Source organism: Streptomyces sp. NPDC050485 (genome assembly GCF_044458185.1).
Classification (GTDB): domain Bacteria; phylum Actinomycetota; class Actinomycetes; order Streptomycetales; family Streptomycetaceae; genus Streptomyces.
Genome location: NZ_JBITHR010000004.1, coordinates 360,208 through 376,495, shown reverse-complemented (window position 1 = coordinate 376,495; position 16,288 = coordinate 360,208). Strand labels below are relative to the sequence as shown.

Annotated in this window: 17 protein-coding genes and 2 pseudogenes; 9 read left to right on the top strand and 10 right to left on the bottom strand. The window is 72.7% G+C overall.

From position 1 onward, the window contains the following. Positions 1 to 29: 29 nt before the first annotated feature. From ACIBK6_RS11000 to ACIBK6_RS10985, 4 genes and pseudogenes are all read left to right on the top strand, one after another. The gene (locus ACIBK6_RS11000) at positions 30 to 536 is read left to right on the top strand and encodes a DUF2165 domain-containing protein (RefSeq protein WP_399050998.1); all 507 of its coding nucleotides are present in this window, start codon (positions 30 to 32) and stop codon (positions 534 to 536) included. 227 nt (positions 537 to 763) lie between these two features. Beyond that, entirely contained in the window at positions 764 to 1,249 is a 486-nt protein-coding gene (locus tag ACIBK6_RS10995) for a hypothetical protein (protein WP_399050996.1), read from the top strand. A gap of 97 nt (positions 1,250 to 1,346) precedes the next feature. Continuing rightward, positions 1,347 to 1,628 (top strand): annotated as a pseudogene (locus ACIBK6_RS10990) (DUF6545 domain-containing protein); the annotation flags it as partial. Beyond that, the gene (locus ACIBK6_RS10985; RefSeq protein WP_399050753.1) at positions 1,625 to 2,224 is read left to right on the top strand and encodes a hypothetical protein; all 600 of its coding nucleotides are present in this window, start codon (positions 1,625 to 1,627) and stop codon (positions 2,222 to 2,224) included. The pseudogene ACIBK6_RS10990 and the gene ACIBK6_RS10985, both read left to right, overlap by 4 nt. A gap of 41 nt (positions 2,225 to 2,265) precedes the next feature. Here the strand turns inward: ACIBK6_RS10985 and ACIBK6_RS10980 are convergent, their stop codons facing one another. Both ACIBK6_RS10980 and ACIBK6_RS10975 read right to left on the bottom strand, forming a co-directional pair. After that, positions 2,266 to 3,432, bottom strand: coding sequence for a sensor histidine kinase (locus tag ACIBK6_RS10980; RefSeq protein WP_399050751.1), 1,167 nt, complete (start codon positions 3,430 to 3,432; stop codon positions 2,266 to 2,268). Further along, positions 3,429 to 4,140 (bottom strand): annotated as a pseudogene (locus ACIBK6_RS10975) (response regulator transcription factor). Before ACIBK6_RS10975 ends, ACIBK6_RS10980 begins: the two are co-directional and overlap by 4 nt. 166 nt (positions 4,141 to 4,306) lie before the next feature. Here ACIBK6_RS10975 and ACIBK6_RS10970 point away from each other — a divergent pair. The 5 genes from ACIBK6_RS10970 (at position 4,307) to ACIBK6_RS10950 (ending at position 8,589) form a co-directional block, all read left to right on the top strand. Continuing rightward, positions 4,307 to 4,804: a hypothetical protein gene (locus tag ACIBK6_RS10970; protein ID WP_399050750.1), complete on the top strand. Its 498-nt coding sequence runs from the start codon at positions 4,307 to 4,309 to the stop codon at positions 4,802 to 4,804. Then, complete coding sequence (locus ACIBK6_RS10965) at positions 4,801 to 5,865, top strand: peptidoglycan-binding protein (RefSeq protein WP_399050748.1); 1,065 nt, start codon at positions 4,801 to 4,803, stop codon at positions 5,863 to 5,865. The genes ACIBK6_RS10970 and ACIBK6_RS10965 overlap by 4 nt, the downstream gene beginning before the upstream one ends. Then, positions 5,862 to 6,587: an ABC transporter ATP-binding protein gene (locus tag ACIBK6_RS10960; RefSeq protein WP_399050747.1), complete on the top strand. Its 726-nt coding sequence runs from the start codon at positions 5,862 to 5,864 to the stop codon at positions 6,585 to 6,587. Before ACIBK6_RS10965 ends, ACIBK6_RS10960 begins: the two co-directional genes overlap by 4 nt. Then, positions 6,584 to 7,786: an ABC transporter permease gene (locus tag ACIBK6_RS10955; RefSeq protein ID WP_399050746.1), complete on the top strand. Its 1,203-nt coding sequence runs from the start codon at positions 6,584 to 6,586 to the stop codon at positions 7,784 to 7,786. Before ACIBK6_RS10960 ends, ACIBK6_RS10955 begins: the two co-directional genes overlap by 4 nt. 194 nt (positions 7,787 to 7,980) lie before the next feature. Beyond that, positions 7,981 to 8,589 (top strand): histidine phosphatase family protein, encoded by a 609-nt coding sequence (locus ACIBK6_RS10950; RefSeq protein WP_399050744.1) that lies wholly within the window; start codon positions 7,981 to 7,983, stop codon positions 8,587 to 8,589. 119 nt (positions 8,590 to 8,708) lie between these two features. On the opposite strand, the gene ACIBK6_RS10945 is transcribed toward ACIBK6_RS10950, so the two are convergent. The 8 genes from ACIBK6_RS10945 to ACIBK6_RS10910 all read right to left on the bottom strand — a co-directional run bounded on the left by ACIBK6_RS10945 (position 8,709) and on the right by ACIBK6_RS10910 (position 16,278). Then, positions 8,709 to 9,521, bottom strand: coding sequence for a RimK family alpha-L-glutamate ligase (locus ACIBK6_RS10945; RefSeq protein ID WP_399050742.1), 813 nt, complete (start codon positions 9,519 to 9,521; stop codon positions 8,709 to 8,711). A 5-nt stretch (positions 9,522 to 9,526) separates the two neighbouring features. Then, complete coding sequence (locus ACIBK6_RS10940; RefSeq protein ID WP_399050740.1) at positions 9,527 to 10,462, bottom strand: RimK family alpha-L-glutamate ligase; 936 nt, start codon at positions 10,460 to 10,462, stop codon at positions 9,527 to 9,529. Between the two features lie 104 nt (positions 10,463 to 10,566). Further along, on the bottom strand, positions 10,567 to 11,607 hold the full coding sequence (locus ACIBK6_RS10935) for a DUF6397 family protein (protein WP_399050739.1): 1,041 nt from the start codon (positions 11,605 to 11,607) through the stop codon (positions 10,567 to 10,569). A 124-nt stretch (positions 11,608 to 11,731) separates the two neighbouring features. After that, positions 11,732 to 12,145 (bottom strand): roadblock/LC7 domain-containing protein, encoded by a 414-nt coding sequence (locus ACIBK6_RS10930; RefSeq protein ID WP_399050737.1) that lies wholly within the window; start codon positions 12,143 to 12,145, stop codon positions 11,732 to 11,734. A gap of 127 nt (positions 12,146 to 12,272) precedes the next feature. Next, the gene (locus ACIBK6_RS10925; protein ID WP_399050735.1) at positions 12,273 to 12,866 is read right to left on the bottom strand and encodes a GTP-binding protein; all 594 of its coding nucleotides are present in this window, start codon (positions 12,864 to 12,866) and stop codon (positions 12,273 to 12,275) included. Continuing rightward, entirely contained in the window at positions 12,847 to 13,263 is a 417-nt protein-coding gene (locus ACIBK6_RS10920) for a DUF742 domain-containing protein (RefSeq protein WP_399050733.1), read from the bottom strand. The genes ACIBK6_RS10925 and ACIBK6_RS10920 overlap by 20 nt, the downstream gene beginning before the upstream one ends. Positions 13,264 to 13,285: 22 nt before the next feature. Continuing rightward, positions 13,286 to 13,759: a roadblock/LC7 domain-containing protein gene (locus ACIBK6_RS10915; RefSeq protein WP_399050731.1), complete on the bottom strand. Its 474-nt coding sequence runs from the start codon at positions 13,757 to 13,759 to the stop codon at positions 13,286 to 13,288. Further along, complete coding sequence (locus tag ACIBK6_RS10910; RefSeq protein WP_399050729.1) at positions 13,756 to 16,278, bottom strand: nitrate- and nitrite sensing domain-containing protein; 2,523 nt, start codon at positions 16,276 to 16,278, stop codon at positions 13,756 to 13,758. Before ACIBK6_RS10910 ends, ACIBK6_RS10915 begins: the two co-directional genes overlap by 4 nt. Between the last annotated feature and the right edge of the window lie 10 nt (positions 16,279 to 16,288).

The window sequence follows — 16,288 nt, the reverse complement described above, 5'->3', positions numbered from 1 at the left end:
CGGCGGGCAGCGCGCCGCCCACGAGCGGGATGCGGCTGCCGGCACTGCCGGCCGCCGCGGCGGTGCTCACCGCCACCGTCGCGCTGTACATGGCGCTCGTCGTCTTCGGCAATATCACCGACTTCGACACCAACCGCCAGTTCGTGCGGCACGTCCTAGCGATGGACACCACGTTCAAGGACCCGCACCTCATGTGGCGGGCCGTCACGTCGAGCACGCTTCAGGACATCGCGTACGTCCTGATCATCGCCTGGGAGACGCTGGCGGCCCTGGTGCTCATCGCGGCTGGCGCGGTGTGGATACGCGGACTTCGGCATCGGTCGGGTTTCGGGCCGGCACGGCGGCTGAGCACGATCGGGTTGCTGATGGTGCTGCTGTTGTTCGGCGCCGGGTTCATCGCCGTCGGTGGCGAGTGGTTCTCCATGTGGCAGTCCAAGTCCTGGAACGGCCTCGATGCCGCGGCCCGGAATTTCATGATGGCGGGCCTCGTCCTCGTGGTCGTGCACCTGCCGGGCGCCAACGCGCCCGCGGATTGAGACCGCAGCGCCAATGGCCGGGAGCCGCTCGACAACTGGCCTAATTCGGCTGGAGATTGAGCGGACCCGGTCGATTCCTGGCCAGGTGCGGGGACCGGACGGCACAGACAAGGTGCATAATGCATGTGTAGCCCTTCGCGCGTCCCCCGTCGCGAAGGGCTACACCTGCTTGCCGCCGCCGCGCGCCAGGAGCGCAGGAAGCGGCGGACGTGGACGTGGGGACCCTGATGGACAACGGCGAAAAGCGCACGCCCGAGTTGACGACGTTGCAGCAGAAGGTCGAATACATGGTGGAGAAGACCTTCCCCGGAGAGAAGATCTCCGGGCGGGTCTTCGCCGATCTGGTCAAGGAGCGGGGCGGCTCCCTCTCGCACAGCTACTTCTCCAACATCCTCGCCGGGAGGGTCACCAACCCGTCGGAGGAGATCCTCAAGGCGCTCGGGCTCGGCTTCGGCGTGGACTGGCGGTTCTTCAAGGACGAGTCCGAGGTCGTGGACGACGTTGTCGCGGGGCTCCAGTTCCTCGCGAAGCGGCGTACCGGCGAGGTCCGCGGTCTGGCCGGCCGCGAGGTGGACGACGACGGACTCGACCCCGCGCTGCTCCAGTTCGCCCTCTCCCTCCTTGAGGACAACAAGGACAACAAGGACGACAGGGGCGGCAAGGACGGCCGGGACAACCACCCCGAAGGCGCCCCTGGCGGACAGCCCGGGTAGCGGCCGCTGCGTGTTCATGACGATTGGCCAGGATCCCGGATCGCATATCGCACACGCGTGACGACGATTGCGGACCAGCTCGGTCAGCTCCTCCCCCTACGTCCCGGACGGCCTGCTCCCGGCCGCCAAATGGGCCGCCTCGGACGACGCTCCGGCCCCGCAGGACACCGGGCCGCCGGCCGAGGCGTACTGGATAAAGGCCGCGCTCGCCGCCGAGGCCGACGGCGCCACCGCAGGCGATGCCGCGGCCGTCGAGACCAAGCACGCCACCGACCAGGACGGCGAAGTCGCCTGGCTGGTACGGGTGGCGGCCGCCTACCGGACGGTGAACGGCGAGCGGGCCCGCAGCGTCCTGAACTCCCTGGAGAAGACCGCGTGAGCGACACCCTGACCGGAAGCGAGAGCCGTGCGACGGTCACCGCTCGCGCCGTCACCGAGGTACTGCAGCCCCGCAACGTGCTGCTCGCCGGGATGCTCGGGATCGGCCTGGCGGCGGCCGGCGAGTGGACCGGTCTGCTGTGGGGGCTGCTCGGCGCGCTGTGTGCCGGGCTCATTCCGGCCGGTTACATCGAGTGGGAGCGCAGGCGCGGCACCTGGGGCGACCGGCATGTGGTCGACCGGACCAAGCGGGCGCCGATCTTCTTCGTCATCCTCGGCTCCATCGGGGCCGGTTCGGTCGTCATGGTGCTCGGCCATGCCCCGACCGGCATCCTGGCCGCGATGCTCGCCCTGTGGGTGATGACGATCTTCCTGCTGGCCGTGAACACCGTCTGGAAGATCTCGGTGGACTCCGCCGTCGCGTCGGCGGTCGTGGCGCTGCTCGCCGTGGTGCACTCCCCGTGGTGGCTGCTCGCCTACGCGATGACGGTCGCGGTGTGCTGGTCCAGGGTCGCCCTGCGGTACCACACGGTCGCCCAGACGGTGGCGGGCGGCGCGCTGGGCGCGGCCACGGCGGCGGCGTTCGTGTTCGTCTGACACCGGCTGCCGGTCCGCGCCCGGTCGCCCCGACGGCATCGCTACGGAAAGCGCACCGACACCGTCAGTCCGCCGCCCGGGTCGGCCTCGGCCGTGACTTCGCCGCCGTGGGCGTGTGCGATGGAGGCGACGAGGGAGAGTCCGAGTCCGGCGCCCTCGCCGGGCGCGTGCCTGCGTTCGTGGAGGCGGCGGAAGGGTTCGAAGAGGTGCGGGGCCGCGTCCGGTGGGACGGGCGGGCCGGTGTTCGTGATCCGCAGCGTACGGTCGGCGGCGGCGAGGCCGACGCGGATGCTGCCGCCGCGGTGGTTATAGCGGAGCGCGTTGTCGATCAGGTTGCGGATCAGATGGGAGAGCAGCACGGGGTCGCCCTCGACCGTCACGGGGTCCAGTGCGGTCGTGATCGTGATGTCGCGCTCGCCGGCCTCGTCGCCGTGTTCGGCGGCGACGGCCGCCACGCTCTCGTCCAGCGCCACCGCCTCGCGGCGCTCCAGGCCCTGGTCGGTCGCGGCGAGCAGGAGCAGTGACTCGATCAACTGCTCGCTGTTGTCGGCGACTTGGATGAGTTCGCGGCGGATCCAGCGGATCCGTTCGGGGTCGGGGTCGGCCAGGCCGATCTCGGCCGCCGCCCGCTGGACGGCGAGCGGGGTGCGCAGTTCGTGTGCCGCGTTCGCCGCGAACCGCTGCTGTGCGGTCACGAGTTGCTCGATCCTGCCCAGCATCTGGTCGAAGGTGTCGGCGAGTTGTTTGAGCTCGCCCGGCGGGCCCTCAAGGTCGATGCGCTGGTGGAGGTTCTCGCCGGAGAGTTTGCGCGCGGTGGCGGTGATGAGGCCGACCGGGCGCAGCACGCGCCCCGCCATCCACCAGGCCAGGAACGCCGAGAGCACCGCGAAGACGCCGAGCGCGATCGCGGAGACGGTCAGCAGGCGGTTGAGGGTGGCGGCGGTGACGATCTGGACCACCTCGGTCCTGGCGTACTTGCCCGCCTGTTCGGAGGGTACGAGGTTGCCCGGTGGTGAGGCGGCCGGCCTCGGGGAGCTCTGGCCGCCGGGCACGACTCCCGTGAACGCGCTGCCGATGCGGCTGTCCAGACCGTCCTGCACGAGTACGTAGATCACGCCGACCAGTACGCATCCGGCGAGCAGCAGGAGGCCGCCGTACAGCGCGGTCAGCCGGGCCCGTTCGGTGGTGGGGCGCAGGCGGCGGATCATCGGCCGGCCCGTCGGGTGTCCTGGGTGTCCGCCGCGCCGCCGCGCGGGTCGCGTGCGATGCGGTAGCCGGCGCCGGGGACGGTTTCGATCACCGGCGGGTCACCGAGTTTCGCGCGCAGCCGGCTGAGCGCGACGCGTACCGGATTGGTGTCGTACCCGGCGTGCTCCTCCCACACCTTCTCGATCAGGTCCTCGCCGCTGACCACCCCGCCGTCCGCGCGCATCAGGGTTTCGAGTACGGCGAACTCCTTGCGGGTCAGGGCGAGTTCACGGCCGTGCCGACCGGCCCGGCGGCGTGCGGTGTCCAGGACGATGCCGGCCCGCTCGATGACCGGGGGCAGCGCGGGCCGGGCGCGGCGGCCGAGCGCGAGGACGCGGGCGAGGAGTTCGTCGTACGCGAACGGCTTGGTGAGGTAGTCGTCGGCGCCCAGCCCGAGGCCCTCGACCCGGTCGCGGACGGTTCCGGCCGCGGTGAGCATGAGCACCCGGGTGAGCAGCCCCTCGGCGACCGCCCGGCGGCAGATCTCGTCGCCGTGCAGACCGGGCAGGTCTCGGTCGAGGACGAGGACGTCGTAGTCGCCGAGCCGCAGTTTACGGAGCCCGCTGAGGCCGTCGAGGGCGACATCCACCGCGATCGCGTCGCGGCGCAGGCCCCTCGGCGATCATCGTGGCCAGGAACACCTCGTCTTCCACCACCAGTACGCGCATGCCCCCTGTCTACCTGAAGCGGACCTTTCGCCGTTGTTACGCCGGGGCGGGTGCGGCGCCGTAAGGGAAACGAAACAGCGTGTTCCGGGACTCTCTCCCCGGCCGCGGTCGAGCGGCCGGTGCGCGGCTGCCGCCGCGTCGACGTGCGTACGCGAGGAGAGAAACGATGCGGAACCACAGGCCCACCCTGGTCCTGGCGGCCGGTCTTGCGGGGTTCGCCCTGTTCGCCGCCGGCTGCTCGGGCAACGGCGGATCCGGGAAGAAGGATTCCGGCACCTCCGGCGACGGCTCCGGCGCGGGCTCCGCCGCCGACAAAGCCCAGGCGGTGCGCGGCTGCCTGCGCAAGGAGGGCATGGACGTGCCCGATCTCAAGCCGGGCGAGAACCCGAACGCGCAGGTCCTCTCCCCGCCGCCGGGCGCGTCCCCGGACAAGTGGAAGCAGGCCCTCGACGCGTGCGGTGCGGGGGTCCAAGGGGGCGGCGGCTCGGGCGCGCCGGACCCGAAGCAGCGGGACCAGGCCGTCAAGATCGCGCAGTGTCTTCGGGGCAAGGGCTTCGACATGCCCGACCCGAAGGTGGCGGACGGGCAGAGCAGCGGCTTCAGGATTCCCGAGGGAGCCGACAAGGAGAAGTTCATGAAGGCCCTCAACGAGTGCGCCGCATGAGGCGCCGGACCATGATCGCGACGGTGGTCGCGGTGGCGGCCGCGGCCGGTGGCGGATTCGCCGTCACGGGTCTCGCACAGCCCGCACCCGGGGATTCCGGCCGACGCCAGCCGGGGCTGCCGCCCGCCACCGCCCCCATTCAGCAGGGTGACCTGGTCAGCAGCACCAGCGTCGACGGCACGCTCGGCTACTCCGGGGAGAGCAAGCTCAACGCGGGCGCGGCCGGCACGCTGACCTGGCTCGCGAGGAGCGGCGCCACGATCGGCCGGGACGGCAGGCTGTACGCGGTCGACGGCAAGGACGTGCGGCTGATGTACGGAGCCGAGCCGATGTACCGGGTCCTGCAGAGCGGCGACAAGGGCGGCGACGTACGGCAGTTGAAGGCGAACCTGCGCGCCCTCGGCTTCGGCAGCGGCCTTGGCGACGACGACGCGTTCACCCCCGGCACCGCCGATGCGGTCGAGCGCTGGCAGACGGCGCACGGTCTGGCGCGGACCGGTCAGGTGGGGCCCGAGCAGATCGCCTTCGCCGCCGGGCCGGTCCGGGTGCAGAGCGCGGACGCCGCGGTCGGCGACCGGGCCGCGCCCGGCCAGACGGTCATGACCACGACCGGTTCCGACCGGGTCGTACAGCTCCAGCTCAAGGTGCCGGTCGCGGCTCTGGCCAAGCAGGGCGGCACAGTGCGGGTGGAGCTGCCCGACGGCACCGTCACCTCTGGCACGGTGTCGTCCATCGGCTCGACCGCGCAGGCGGGCGATGACCCGAACGACAAGACGCCCCGGATCGGTGTGACCGTCACCTTCGACGACCCCGGGAAGGTCAAGGGCATCGACAAATCCCCCGCCACCGTGCAGCTCACCGGTGAGACCCGTAAGAACGTGCTGAGCGTGCCGGTCGGTGCGCTGCTCGCACTGGCCGACGGCTCCTTCGGTGTGCAGGTCGTGGCCGACGGCAAGGCGCGCGAAGTGGCGGTGAGGCTCGGCATGTTCGCGCAGGGGCGGGTCGAGATATCCGGCGCCGGTCTGCGCTCGGGTCTGCGGGTCGGGGTGCCTTCGACATGAGCGATGCCACCCTCCCCCACCGGCCCGTGGTCGAACTGGCCGGGGTGACCAAGGAGTACCCGGGCCCGGTCGCCGCCTTGCGCGGCGTGGACCTGACCGTCGAGCGGGGCGAGCTGCTCGCGATCGTCGGCCCCTCCGGCTCGGGCAAGTCCACCCTGCTGCACATCATCGGCACCCTCGACCTGCCGACCGCCGGGTCCGTGACCATCGCCGGGCACGACGCGGCCGCCCTCACCGACCGCGGGCTCTCGGCGCTGCGGGCCCAGCACATCGGCTTCGTCTTCCAGGCCTTCCACCTCGTACCGGGGATCAGTGCCCGGGACAACGTGGGCGAAGGCCTGCTGTACTCCGGGCTGCCGCGCGCCGAACGCCGCGAGCGGGCGGCCCTGGCGCTGGCGCGGGTCGGGCTCGGGGACCGTATGGAGCATCGGCCGCACGAGCTGTCCGGCGGGCAGAGGCAGCGGGTGGCCATCGCCCGCGCGGTCGTCGGCGAACCCGATCTGCTGCTCGCGGACGAGCCGACCGGCGCCCTCGACTCGGCGTCCGGAAAAGCGGTCATGGAACTCATCCACGAACTCAACGAGGAGGGCGCGACCATCGCCGTCATCACCCACGACACGGAGATCGCCGCGCGGCTGCCGCGTCAGATACGGATCCGGGACGGCCGGGTCGTCGCCGACAGCGGCTCGGGGACGGCGCTGCTGTCCGAGGGCGTCCGATGAGCGGGCGGCCGGTGCTCAGGCCGGCCCGGCTCACCCCGCGGGACGTCCTGCACACCGGTGCCGCCGGGATGCGCAGCCGCCCGCTGCGGGTGGTGCTCTCGGCGCTCGGCATCGCGATCGGCATCGCCACGATGATCGCGGTGGTGGGTATCTCGGCGTCCAGCAAGGAGCAGTTGCTCCGGGAACTCGACAGGCTGGGCACCAACATGCTGCTCGTGACGCCCGGCACGGACCTGCTGACCGGAAAGCCGGTTCCGCTGGCGAAGGACGCGGCCGGGCGGGTGGGGCGGATCGCCGGGGTCGCACACGTCGGCGCGACGGGCGCCCTTCCGCAGTCGGTACGCCGGTCGGAGAAGATCCCCGACACCATCACCGGCGGCATCCAGGTCCAGGCCGCCACCGACGGCCTGCTCACCGCCCTGCGCGGCACGATGCGCGGCGGTGCCTGGCTCAACTCCGCCACGGGGAAGTATCCATCGGTGGTGCTCGGCGATGTGGCGGCGCGGCGGCTCGGCATCACGTCGTCCGGTCAGCGGGTGTTCATCAACGGCCAGTACTTCACCGTGCTCGGCATTCTCGACCCGCTGCCGCTGGCGCCCGAGATCGCCCGCTCGGCGCTGGTCGGCTGGGACGTCGCGGCGCGTCGGCTCGGTTTCGACGGTCACCCCACGACGGTCTACGAACGCTCCGCCGACGCGTCGGTCGGCCGGGTCCACGACCTGATTCCGCGGACGGTCTCGCCCGAGACGCCGCGGGACGTCAGCGTCACCGATCCGTCCTCCGGGCTCCAGGCGAAGGCCGCGACCGAGGGCGCGTTCAGCAGCCTGCTGCTCGGGCTCGGCGGGGTCGCGCTCCTGGTCGGCGGGGTCGGTGTCGCCAACACCATGATCATTTCGGTGCTCGAGCGCCGTTACGAGATCGGGCTGCGCCGTTCCATCGGGGCGACCCGGGGCCAGATCAGGGGCCAGTTCGTCACCGAGTCACTGCTGCTGTCGGGGCTCGGCGGGGCCGCCGGCATCGCGCTGGGCGCGGCGGCCACGGGGGCGTACTCCGTGTCGAGCGGCATCCCCTGGGTGATTCCGCTGTGGGCCGTCGGCGGCGGGTTCGCCGCGACGCTGGTGATCGGCACGGTCGCCGGGCTCTATCCAGCGGTCCGCGCCGCGCGCCTGTCCCCGACGCTCGCCCTGCACTCCGCCTGAGCGTCCGCCCCACGGGCCGGGCCCGAAGGCATCGGGGCCCGGCCCGCACACCGTCGATACCCCGCTCCTGGGAATTTCGGTGCCCGACACGCCGGGCCGTGCGGAATTCCGGCGCTCCGTCGCAGGTTGTCCCCGCGTACGGCCGGGGCGGTACGGGCCCGGCGGATGAGGCACGGAGAACGGAATACACAGCCATGGGTGAGTTGATCCTCGTACGCCACGGGGAGACCGAATGGTCGATTTCTGGACGGCACACGAGCTACACCGATCTGCCGCTCACGGCGCACGGAGAAGAGCAGGCCCGCTCGGTCGCCCCGCTGCTCGCCGACCGCCCCATCGGGCTCGTCCTGGTCAGCCCGCTCCAACGAGCCCTGCACACGGCCGAGTTGGCCGGTTTCAAGAATGCCCGCATCACCCCGGATCTCCACGAATGGGACTACGGCGGCTACGAGGGCATCACCACGGCAGAGATCCATCGCGGCCGCCCTGACTGGAATCTGTGGGCCGACGGGGTCGCCCCCGGCCCCGCCGGGCACCCCGGAGAGAGCCCGGCCGAGATCGGCGAGCGGGCCGACCGGGTGCTGGCCGAGGCCGCGGCGGCCCTGCGCGCGAGCGACGAGGACGTCGTGCTCATCGCCCACTCCCACTTCCTGCGCGTCCTCACCGCCCGCTACCTCGGACTGCCTGCCTCCGGCGGCGCCTTGTTCGTCTTGAACACGGGCGCGGTGTCCCGGCTCGGCCGCGAACACGACCGCCCAGTGATCACCGCGTGGAACGCCGTGATCCAGCACACGGCACACTGAGCGCCTACGACTGAATCCCGCTTGGGCCCGACAGCGTTTATCCGCCCGGGCCCGACGGGGTCTGGACGCAGGCTCTGACACCGGGAACCGGGCAGCGCGGGAGCCGGGCGGTACCCGCTTCAGACCGCCGCGACCGCCGCGCGGGCCCTGCGCAGCGCCAGCGCCGCCAGGGCCTCCGGGGCGCCGGCCTGCCCACGGATCCCGGGGAACGCGTTGATGTCCACGATCAGCGGGGTGCCGCCGCCCGTGTCTATGACATCGACCCCGTAGACATCGAGCCCGAAGACCTCCCCGACTCTCACCACCAACTCGGCCCAGTCGGGCGGCAGTTCACCCGGCGCGAGCGGCAGGGTGGGGCCGCGGCCCCCGGGCGCGAGCTCGGAGCGGCGCAGCGCCGCGAAGACCTGGCCGTCGATCACCCACACCTTGTGGTCCCAGCCGCTGTTCTCGGCGAACTCCTGCGTCACAACCGGCTCGTCCGCCCACTCGTCGGCCAGCTCGGCCAGTTGGGCGGGGCTGTCGACCCGGGCCACGAGGTCGCGCCGTCTGCTGTGGCGGCTCTTCACCACCAGCGGGCCGATCCGCACTCCATCGGCCGCCAGCTCGGCGAGCGTCCCGAACGTGCGGGTCGCCGAGAACGGCAGACCCGCCGCCCCGGCCCGCCGCGCCATCGCCGTACGATCCTGGCACAGGGCGGTCGCCGCCGCCTGGTTCAGCACCGGCACCCCCCGCGCCTCCAGGCCCCGGGCCAGCGCGAGCGCCCGTGGCGTACGGGCCTTGAGCAGATAGACGTCCGCGAGCGGTCCCGCGTCCGCGTGCGCGGCCTTCTCCGGGTCCACGGCCAGCACCCGGTGTTCGCGGCGGAGCAGTTCCGTGGTGGCGGCGAGCAGCGGATGCTCCGGCTCCGGTGTGATCAGGCCGACCGTCGTCATGCCGCTCACCGGACGTCGCCCACCCTGGCCGAGGCACGCACGTGACGCGCCCTGGCCACCGGCCCGCCGCTCCCGACCGAGTGCTCCGGTACTCCTCCCGCGGGGACGAAGGCGGACGCCGCGGACGCGCTGCCCGTGCGGGCCAGTTCGAGCACGGCGCGGGCCACCCGGGCCGCCGCGTCCGGAACCTGACGGAAGCTCGGGAAGTCGTTCACGTCGACCACGACCGGGCCGTCCGGGCCGAGCAGCACGTCCACGCCGTACAGGTCGAGGCCGTAGACCGCGCCCACCTGGTCGACGATGGCGGCCACCTCGGCAGGCAGCGGAACGTGCCGTTCGCGTACGCCCTGGTCGGGGTGGAGGGGTGAGCGGCGCTCGGTCGCGTACAGCTCGCCGCCCACGCAGTACACCTTGAGGTCGATGCCCGAGTTGGGGACGTACGGCTGAGCTATCAGCATCCCCTCCCCCGCGAGGACGGGCAGCATCGCGGCCAGCCGGTCCGGCGAGGGCACCAGGTGCACGGCTCGTCCCGAGCTTCCGTCGGCGGGCTTCACCACCAGCGGGAACTCGGACTCGGGTATCTCCGCGAGCAGTTCGGGCCGGGCCGCCGCGTAGGTCATCGGCACCGGCAGTCCGCGGCTGCGCCCGATGGCCGCCGCGAGCGCCTTGTCCCGCACGCCGCGGATGGATCGCGCGTCGTTGACCGTGGTCAACCCGACAGCGGCGGCGGCCTCCAGGAGCGGGAGCCCCGGGCCGCCGGAGACGGTCTTGAGCACCCAGGCGTCGTGGCTGCCCGCGCGGACCGCCTCGGAGATCCGCAGCAGGGAGCCGCCGGGCCGCACCACGTCGACCTGGTGGCCCCAGGCGTCGAGTTGGCGGATCACCTCGACGGGCATGCCGTCATGGCGGTAGTGCTCTTCCACCAGAAAGCAGAGCCTCATCGACCTTCCCCGTAACCCCCGGACGTCCGCCGATCCCGTCCGGCGAGCTGTGACGTCACAGGATGTCATGAACCACGGCCAGGTTGCCGCCCACCCCGGTCCGCCTACTTTCCCCGCCGCAGCCAGCGCAGCAGACTCCGCTGTACCGACTCCCCTCGTTCGTGCGTGGCGGGCCGGGCCGGACGGTGGGCGGCCTGTGGGGCGTTGGGTCCGAGGGACCGCGAGGCGGACGGTTTCTCGGCTGCCGGGGCGCGCTGTTCCGCCAGGGCACGCTGTTCAGCCCGGGCGTCCTGTTCCGCAGGGGCACTCCGTTCCGCCCGGGCGCGCTGCTCCACCGCGGGGCCCACGACCGGGCGCGGGGCCGGGCACTGGTCCCGCGCATCCGCCAAGGCCTCGACCAGGCGCAGCCGGTACCACTCGATCTCGTCCGGCTCGTCCGCCAGGAGCAACCGGTCGACCACGCCCTGGGCGGTCGGGGAATCCGGGTGGACCCGGAATGTCTCCGGTTTCAGGCGCCTCAGGCACGCCCGTTCGTAGGGATCCCGGACGATCTCCGCGAGGTGCGCGCTGTCGAGAGTGGAGGCGACCGCGGCCGCCTGCTCCCACTGGTCGTCGGTATGGCGGGCCAGCATCGCGATCCGGCGTCCGCGCCAGTTGCGCGCCCGCCAGTCCTGGCAGTCGTCCGGCTCCGGATGCCGGCCGCTGAGCAACCCGGGCTCGCGCAGGGCGAGTTCGACCAGCTCGTCGGCGAGGTAGAGCCAGACGACGGCCCGGTAGCGGTTGAGGTAGCACCGCACCGGCGTGAGATGGCCCGTGCGGGCCAGCCTGGTGAACCGCCCCGGGGCGACGCCGAGCAGTTCGGCGCCCTCGCGGGTGCCGACGGTGCGCACCCGCTCGCGCAGCCCCTCCGGAAAGTCCGGCGCGGCTTTCAGCCTGGCCACCTCGCGCGCGGTGACCCGGCGCCGTCCGCCACCCGGATCCGGGCTGGTGCGGATGTGGCCGAGCTGGACGGCGAGCTCGAACTCGCCCCGCCTGAGCTCCAGTTCGCGGGCCGCGACGCCCGGCGCGAGCCGTGGCCCGGCCGGGGCCGCGGCGCTCGCGGCAGCAGCGCGTACGACGGCGTTCGTGGTGGTGACTACGGTCATCGGGTCCTCCCCCGTGAGGAACGAGTAATCGAGGGACGAATACTCTCGGTGACGACCGTAACCCGCCGCGCCGACATCCCGCCGGGCCTGTGGACAACTCAACCCAAGGGCGGAAAGCGCCAGTTCAGACCTCTGTCGCTCCAAAGCTCCCGGGCTGCCTCGCAGCCACCGACAGGTGCTCGCCCACGCGATTGACCAGCAGGGTCATCTCGTAAGCGATCTGGCCGATGTCCGCCTCCGCGCTGCTCAGCACGCACAGACAGCTGCCGTCACCCGCCGCGGTGACGAACAGGACCCCCTCATCGAATTCGACCATGGTCTGGCGGACCTTGCCGGCCCGGAAGTGCCGGCCCGAGCCCTTGGCGAGGCTGTGCAGGCCGGAGGAGACCGCGGCCAGGTGCTCCGCGTCCTCGCGTACAAGGTCGGCGCTGGCGCCGGTGACCAGACCGTCGTTGGACAGCACGATCGCGTGGCGGACGTGCTCGACCCGCCGCGTCAGGTCGTCGAGCAGCCAGTCGAGTTCTTTGTTCAGTGCCATGTCGGGCCTCCCCGTTGACGCATTCCCCGTATCCCCGTTCTTCCGCCACCCTTCCCCACCGGCGCGCCGCGGGCAAGGAGTGCCGGGCGCCGGAGATTCGCGTGCCGGCGGGGTCGTGGACATGCGCTCAGCCGACCGAGTCGAGCAGCCGCGCCATGTGCCTGCGCCCGGCGTATTCGACCAGCCGGATCAGCACCTCCTTGCCGGAGTCGCGCTCGCGGGCGTCGCACAGCACGACCGGGGTGCCCCGGTCGAGGTCGAGCGCCGCGCAGACATCGGCGGCGCCGTGAGCCCGGGCTCCGGCGAAGCAGTTGACGGCGACGACGAACGGGATGCCGCGGTGCTCGAAGTAGTCGACCGCCGGGAAGCAGTCCTCCAGGCGGCGGGTGTCGGCGAGGACGACGGCGCCGAGCGCCCCCTGCGAGAGCTCGTCCCACAGGAACCAGAAACGATCCTGCCCCGGCGTGCCGAACAGGTACAGGGAAAGGCCCGACCGGATGGTGATCCGGCCGAAGTCCATGGCGACGGTGGTCGTGGTCTTCTGGTCGACACCTCCGGTGTCGTCCACGCACTGCCCGGCCTCGCTCAACAACTCCTCGGTACGCAGCGGCCGTATCTCGCTGACCGCGCCGACAAGGGTGGTCTTGCCCACTCCGAATCCGCCCGCGACGAGGATCTTCAACGCGAGGGCGGGGGTGGGTTCACAGTGCTCGGAGGCCATCGATCACTTCTCTCAGTATCTTCTCGTCGGGTAGCTGAGCAGGCGGTACGGGCCGGCTGACGACCACATGGCCGGCTTCGAGCAGGTCCCCGACGAGGACGCGGACGACTCCGACGGGCAGGTCGGCGTCGGCGGCGAGTTCGGCGACGGACGGGGCTTCCTTGCGGCACAGGGCGAGCAGCGCCCGGTGCTCGGGGCCGAGGAGGGATTCCTCGGCGGGCGCCGGTCCCCCCGGCGCGCCGAGGGTGACGAGCGCGATGAGGTCGAGGCCCACGCCGCCGGGACCGGGGGCGGTGCGGCCGCCGGTCATGGCGTACGGGCGGACCAGCGGCCCCGCTTCGGCGTCGTACCAGCGGCTGGGCTGATGGGTGGGGTCGTCCGACGGGTGCTCATTCATGGGGTGGGCGTCCGTTTTTCGGTCAACTGGCGGCCGGGGGGCGCACGATGTGACGCGGCGGCGTGTGGAGGTGTTCGCCGACGCGCTTCACCAGCCGGGCCATTTCGTAGGCGACGAGCCCGATGTCGGTGGTGAGCGAGGACAGTACGGTGAGGCAGGAGCCGTCTCCCGCGGCCGCGACGAAGAGGAAGCCGTCGTCCATCTCGACCATGGTCCGGCGCACACCCCCGGCGTGGAAGTGACGGCCTGCTCCCTTGGCGAGGCTGTGGAAGCCGCAGGCCACGGCGGCGAGGTGTTCGGCGTCCTCGCGGGTCAGTCCGCTGGAGGCGCCCACGGACAGGCCGTCGTTGGACAGCACGACGGCGTGCCGGACTTCGCCCACCCGCATCACCAAGTCGTCGAGCAGCCAGTCGAGTTCACCCGATCCGGAGCCGGAGCCGGAGCGGGTTCCCGAGCCGGGGTGGTGCGGGGTGTCGAGCCTCTGCTGGTCGATCATGCGCGGTCTCCTTCGCTCGTGTCGTCGCTGCCGGGCGCGCCCGGCACGGGAGTCCTGGTGGCGGAGTGGTCGGCGCCGCCGCGCGCCCAGCCGCCCATGTATGCCGTCATGCGGTCCCGCGCCTGCTCGGGGGTGGGCGCCGCGCCGTCCGGACCGGTGTCGGCCTCGGGAACGGGGGCCTCGCGCAGTTGCGGGGCGAGGCTCGCCTGCCGTACCCGGCGCGGGAGTCCGTCGTCGGTGCTGTCGGGCGCGATGCCCCGGGCCCGCTGGCGCAGGGTGGTGACGCCGGGCGGCGGGGCGGCTGGTTCGGGCCTGGCGGCCGGGGGTTCGTGCTGGGCGACCAGGGCCGGGCGGGGGGTGGTGCCCAGGGGCGCGTCGATCGCCGTGCGCGCTTCGTCGCGCGGCTGGTCCGCGCGCCGGACGGGGCCCCGCGCCGGGCGGGCGGCGACCGCGATCGCCGACTGCAGGAGGCCGGTCGGCAGCAGGACGACCGCGGTGGTGCCGCCGTACGGCGAGGTGCGCAGGTGGACCTTGATGGCGTGGCGGGCGGCGAGGCGGCTGACGACGAAGAGGCCGAGGCGGTCGCTGTCGAAGAGGTCGAGCGCCTCGGACTGCTCGATCCTGCGGTTGGCCTCGTCAAGGGTGTCCCTGCCCATGCCGAGTCCGCAGTCCTCGATTTCGAGGGCGTAGCCGTTGCCGACGGGTTCGCCGCTGACCCGGACCCTGGTGTGCGGGGGCGAGAACTGGGCCGCGTTCTCCACGAGTTCGGCGAGCAGATGGGTGAGGTCGGCGACGGCGCCACCGGTGACGGCCGCCTCGGGGAGCTGGCGCACTTCCACGCGGGCGTAGTCCTCGACCTCGGACACCGCCGCCCGTACGACGTTGGTGAGCGGGACCGGCACGCTCCAGGCGCGGCCGGGTGCGGCGCCGGACAGGATGATGAGGGACTCCGCGTGGCGCCGCATGCGGGTGGTGAGGTGGTCGAGGCGGAACAGGTCGCCGAGTTCAGCGGGGTCGTCGGCGCGGCGCTCCATGCCGTCGAGCAGGTTGAGCTGGCGGTGGACGAGGACCTGGCTGCGGCGGGCGAGGTTGACGAAGACGCCGGAGATTCCGCCGGCGAGTTCGGCGCGTTCGACGGCCGCCGACAGGGCGGCCCGGTGGACGGTGGCGAGGGCCTCGCCGACTTGCGCGATCTCGTCGCGCGGAGGCGGTCCCGGCGGCGCCTCCGCCCGGATGTCGAGCTCCTCGCCGGACCTCAACTTGCCCATGGCGGTGGGCAGTTTGCGCCGGGCGATCGCCAGCGCGCTGTTGCGCAGGCTGATCAGCTCGACCACCAGGCCGCGTCCGATGCGTACGGAGATGACCAGGGAGGCGGCGACGGCGGCGAGGCCGAAGAGGACGGCGGCACCGGCCGGGGTGAGCAGTCCGCGGGCGATCGGGTCGGTGCGGTCGGCGGCGGTCGTGGTGGCGCCGGTCTCGATGGCGCGCAGGCCCGTCCGCACCGTGCCCAGTGCCGCGTCCCAGACAGCGGGGTCCACGGCGGTCGCGGCGCCGTGCCCCGGCTCGGCGGCCTGGACGCCGTCCTCGGCGGTGCGCAGCGCCGCGTACGCGTGCTGGCCGCTCAGCGCGGTCCACGCGGCGTGTTCGGGGCCGGTCAGGTCGGCGGTCGCGGCGTCGGTGAGGGTGCGGCGGCTGTCGACGGCACCCGCGAAGCGGCGCAGGTGTGCCGCCGTGAAGGTGCGGCTGAGCTGCGCGGAGGAGACCAGCGCATCCTCGCGGGAGACCATTTCGCCGGCCCGGCCGAGTTCGTACAGGACGCGCGCCTCGGAGCCGAGCGCCGGTTCCTGGACACCGGCCAACGCGCCATTGACGTCGAAGCCGTCGCCGATGGTGTCGGTGTACTGCTGGTAGGCGGCGTCCCAGTCGGTGCCGCGGTCGTGGACGCGGGCGCGCAGCGCGGGCAGCTGCTGGGCCTGGATGACGAACTTCTGGAGCCGTCCGGCGGCGACGGCGGGCAGGTCTCCGGCGTCGGCGACGGTGTGGTTCCGGTCGAGCCTGAGCCTGCCGACGGCGGTGTCGGTGCGCCTGGCCTGCTGGTCGAGTTCGGCGGCCCGGTCGTCGGCGGGGGACGCCAAGTACCGTACGGCGGCGCGCCGTTCGGCCTGGAGCTCCACCACGGCGTCGGCGACCGGCGCGCGGACCTGTTCATCGACGCGGCGCGCTTGGCGCAGCGCGGACACGTCCTGGGCGGTGGTGACGGTGGCGAGGCCCCACAGGGCGAGCAGGGAGACGGCGGGCACCATCAGGAGCGAGACGATCTTGGCGCGTACGGTGCGCGGACGCAGCCGCCACCGGGCCTCGGCGTCCCGTGCCGCGGGCGGTTGCGCCACGGCGTGCTCATGGGCGCCCGGCGGTCCCGCGTGCTCATCGACGGCCGGCGGTCCTGCGTGGGCGCGCCTGCCGCGGGCCCCCGCAGCGGTCGGGGGCTCGGCATCCGGGGCCTTGCGGGGTGTGCGCACGGATCTCCTC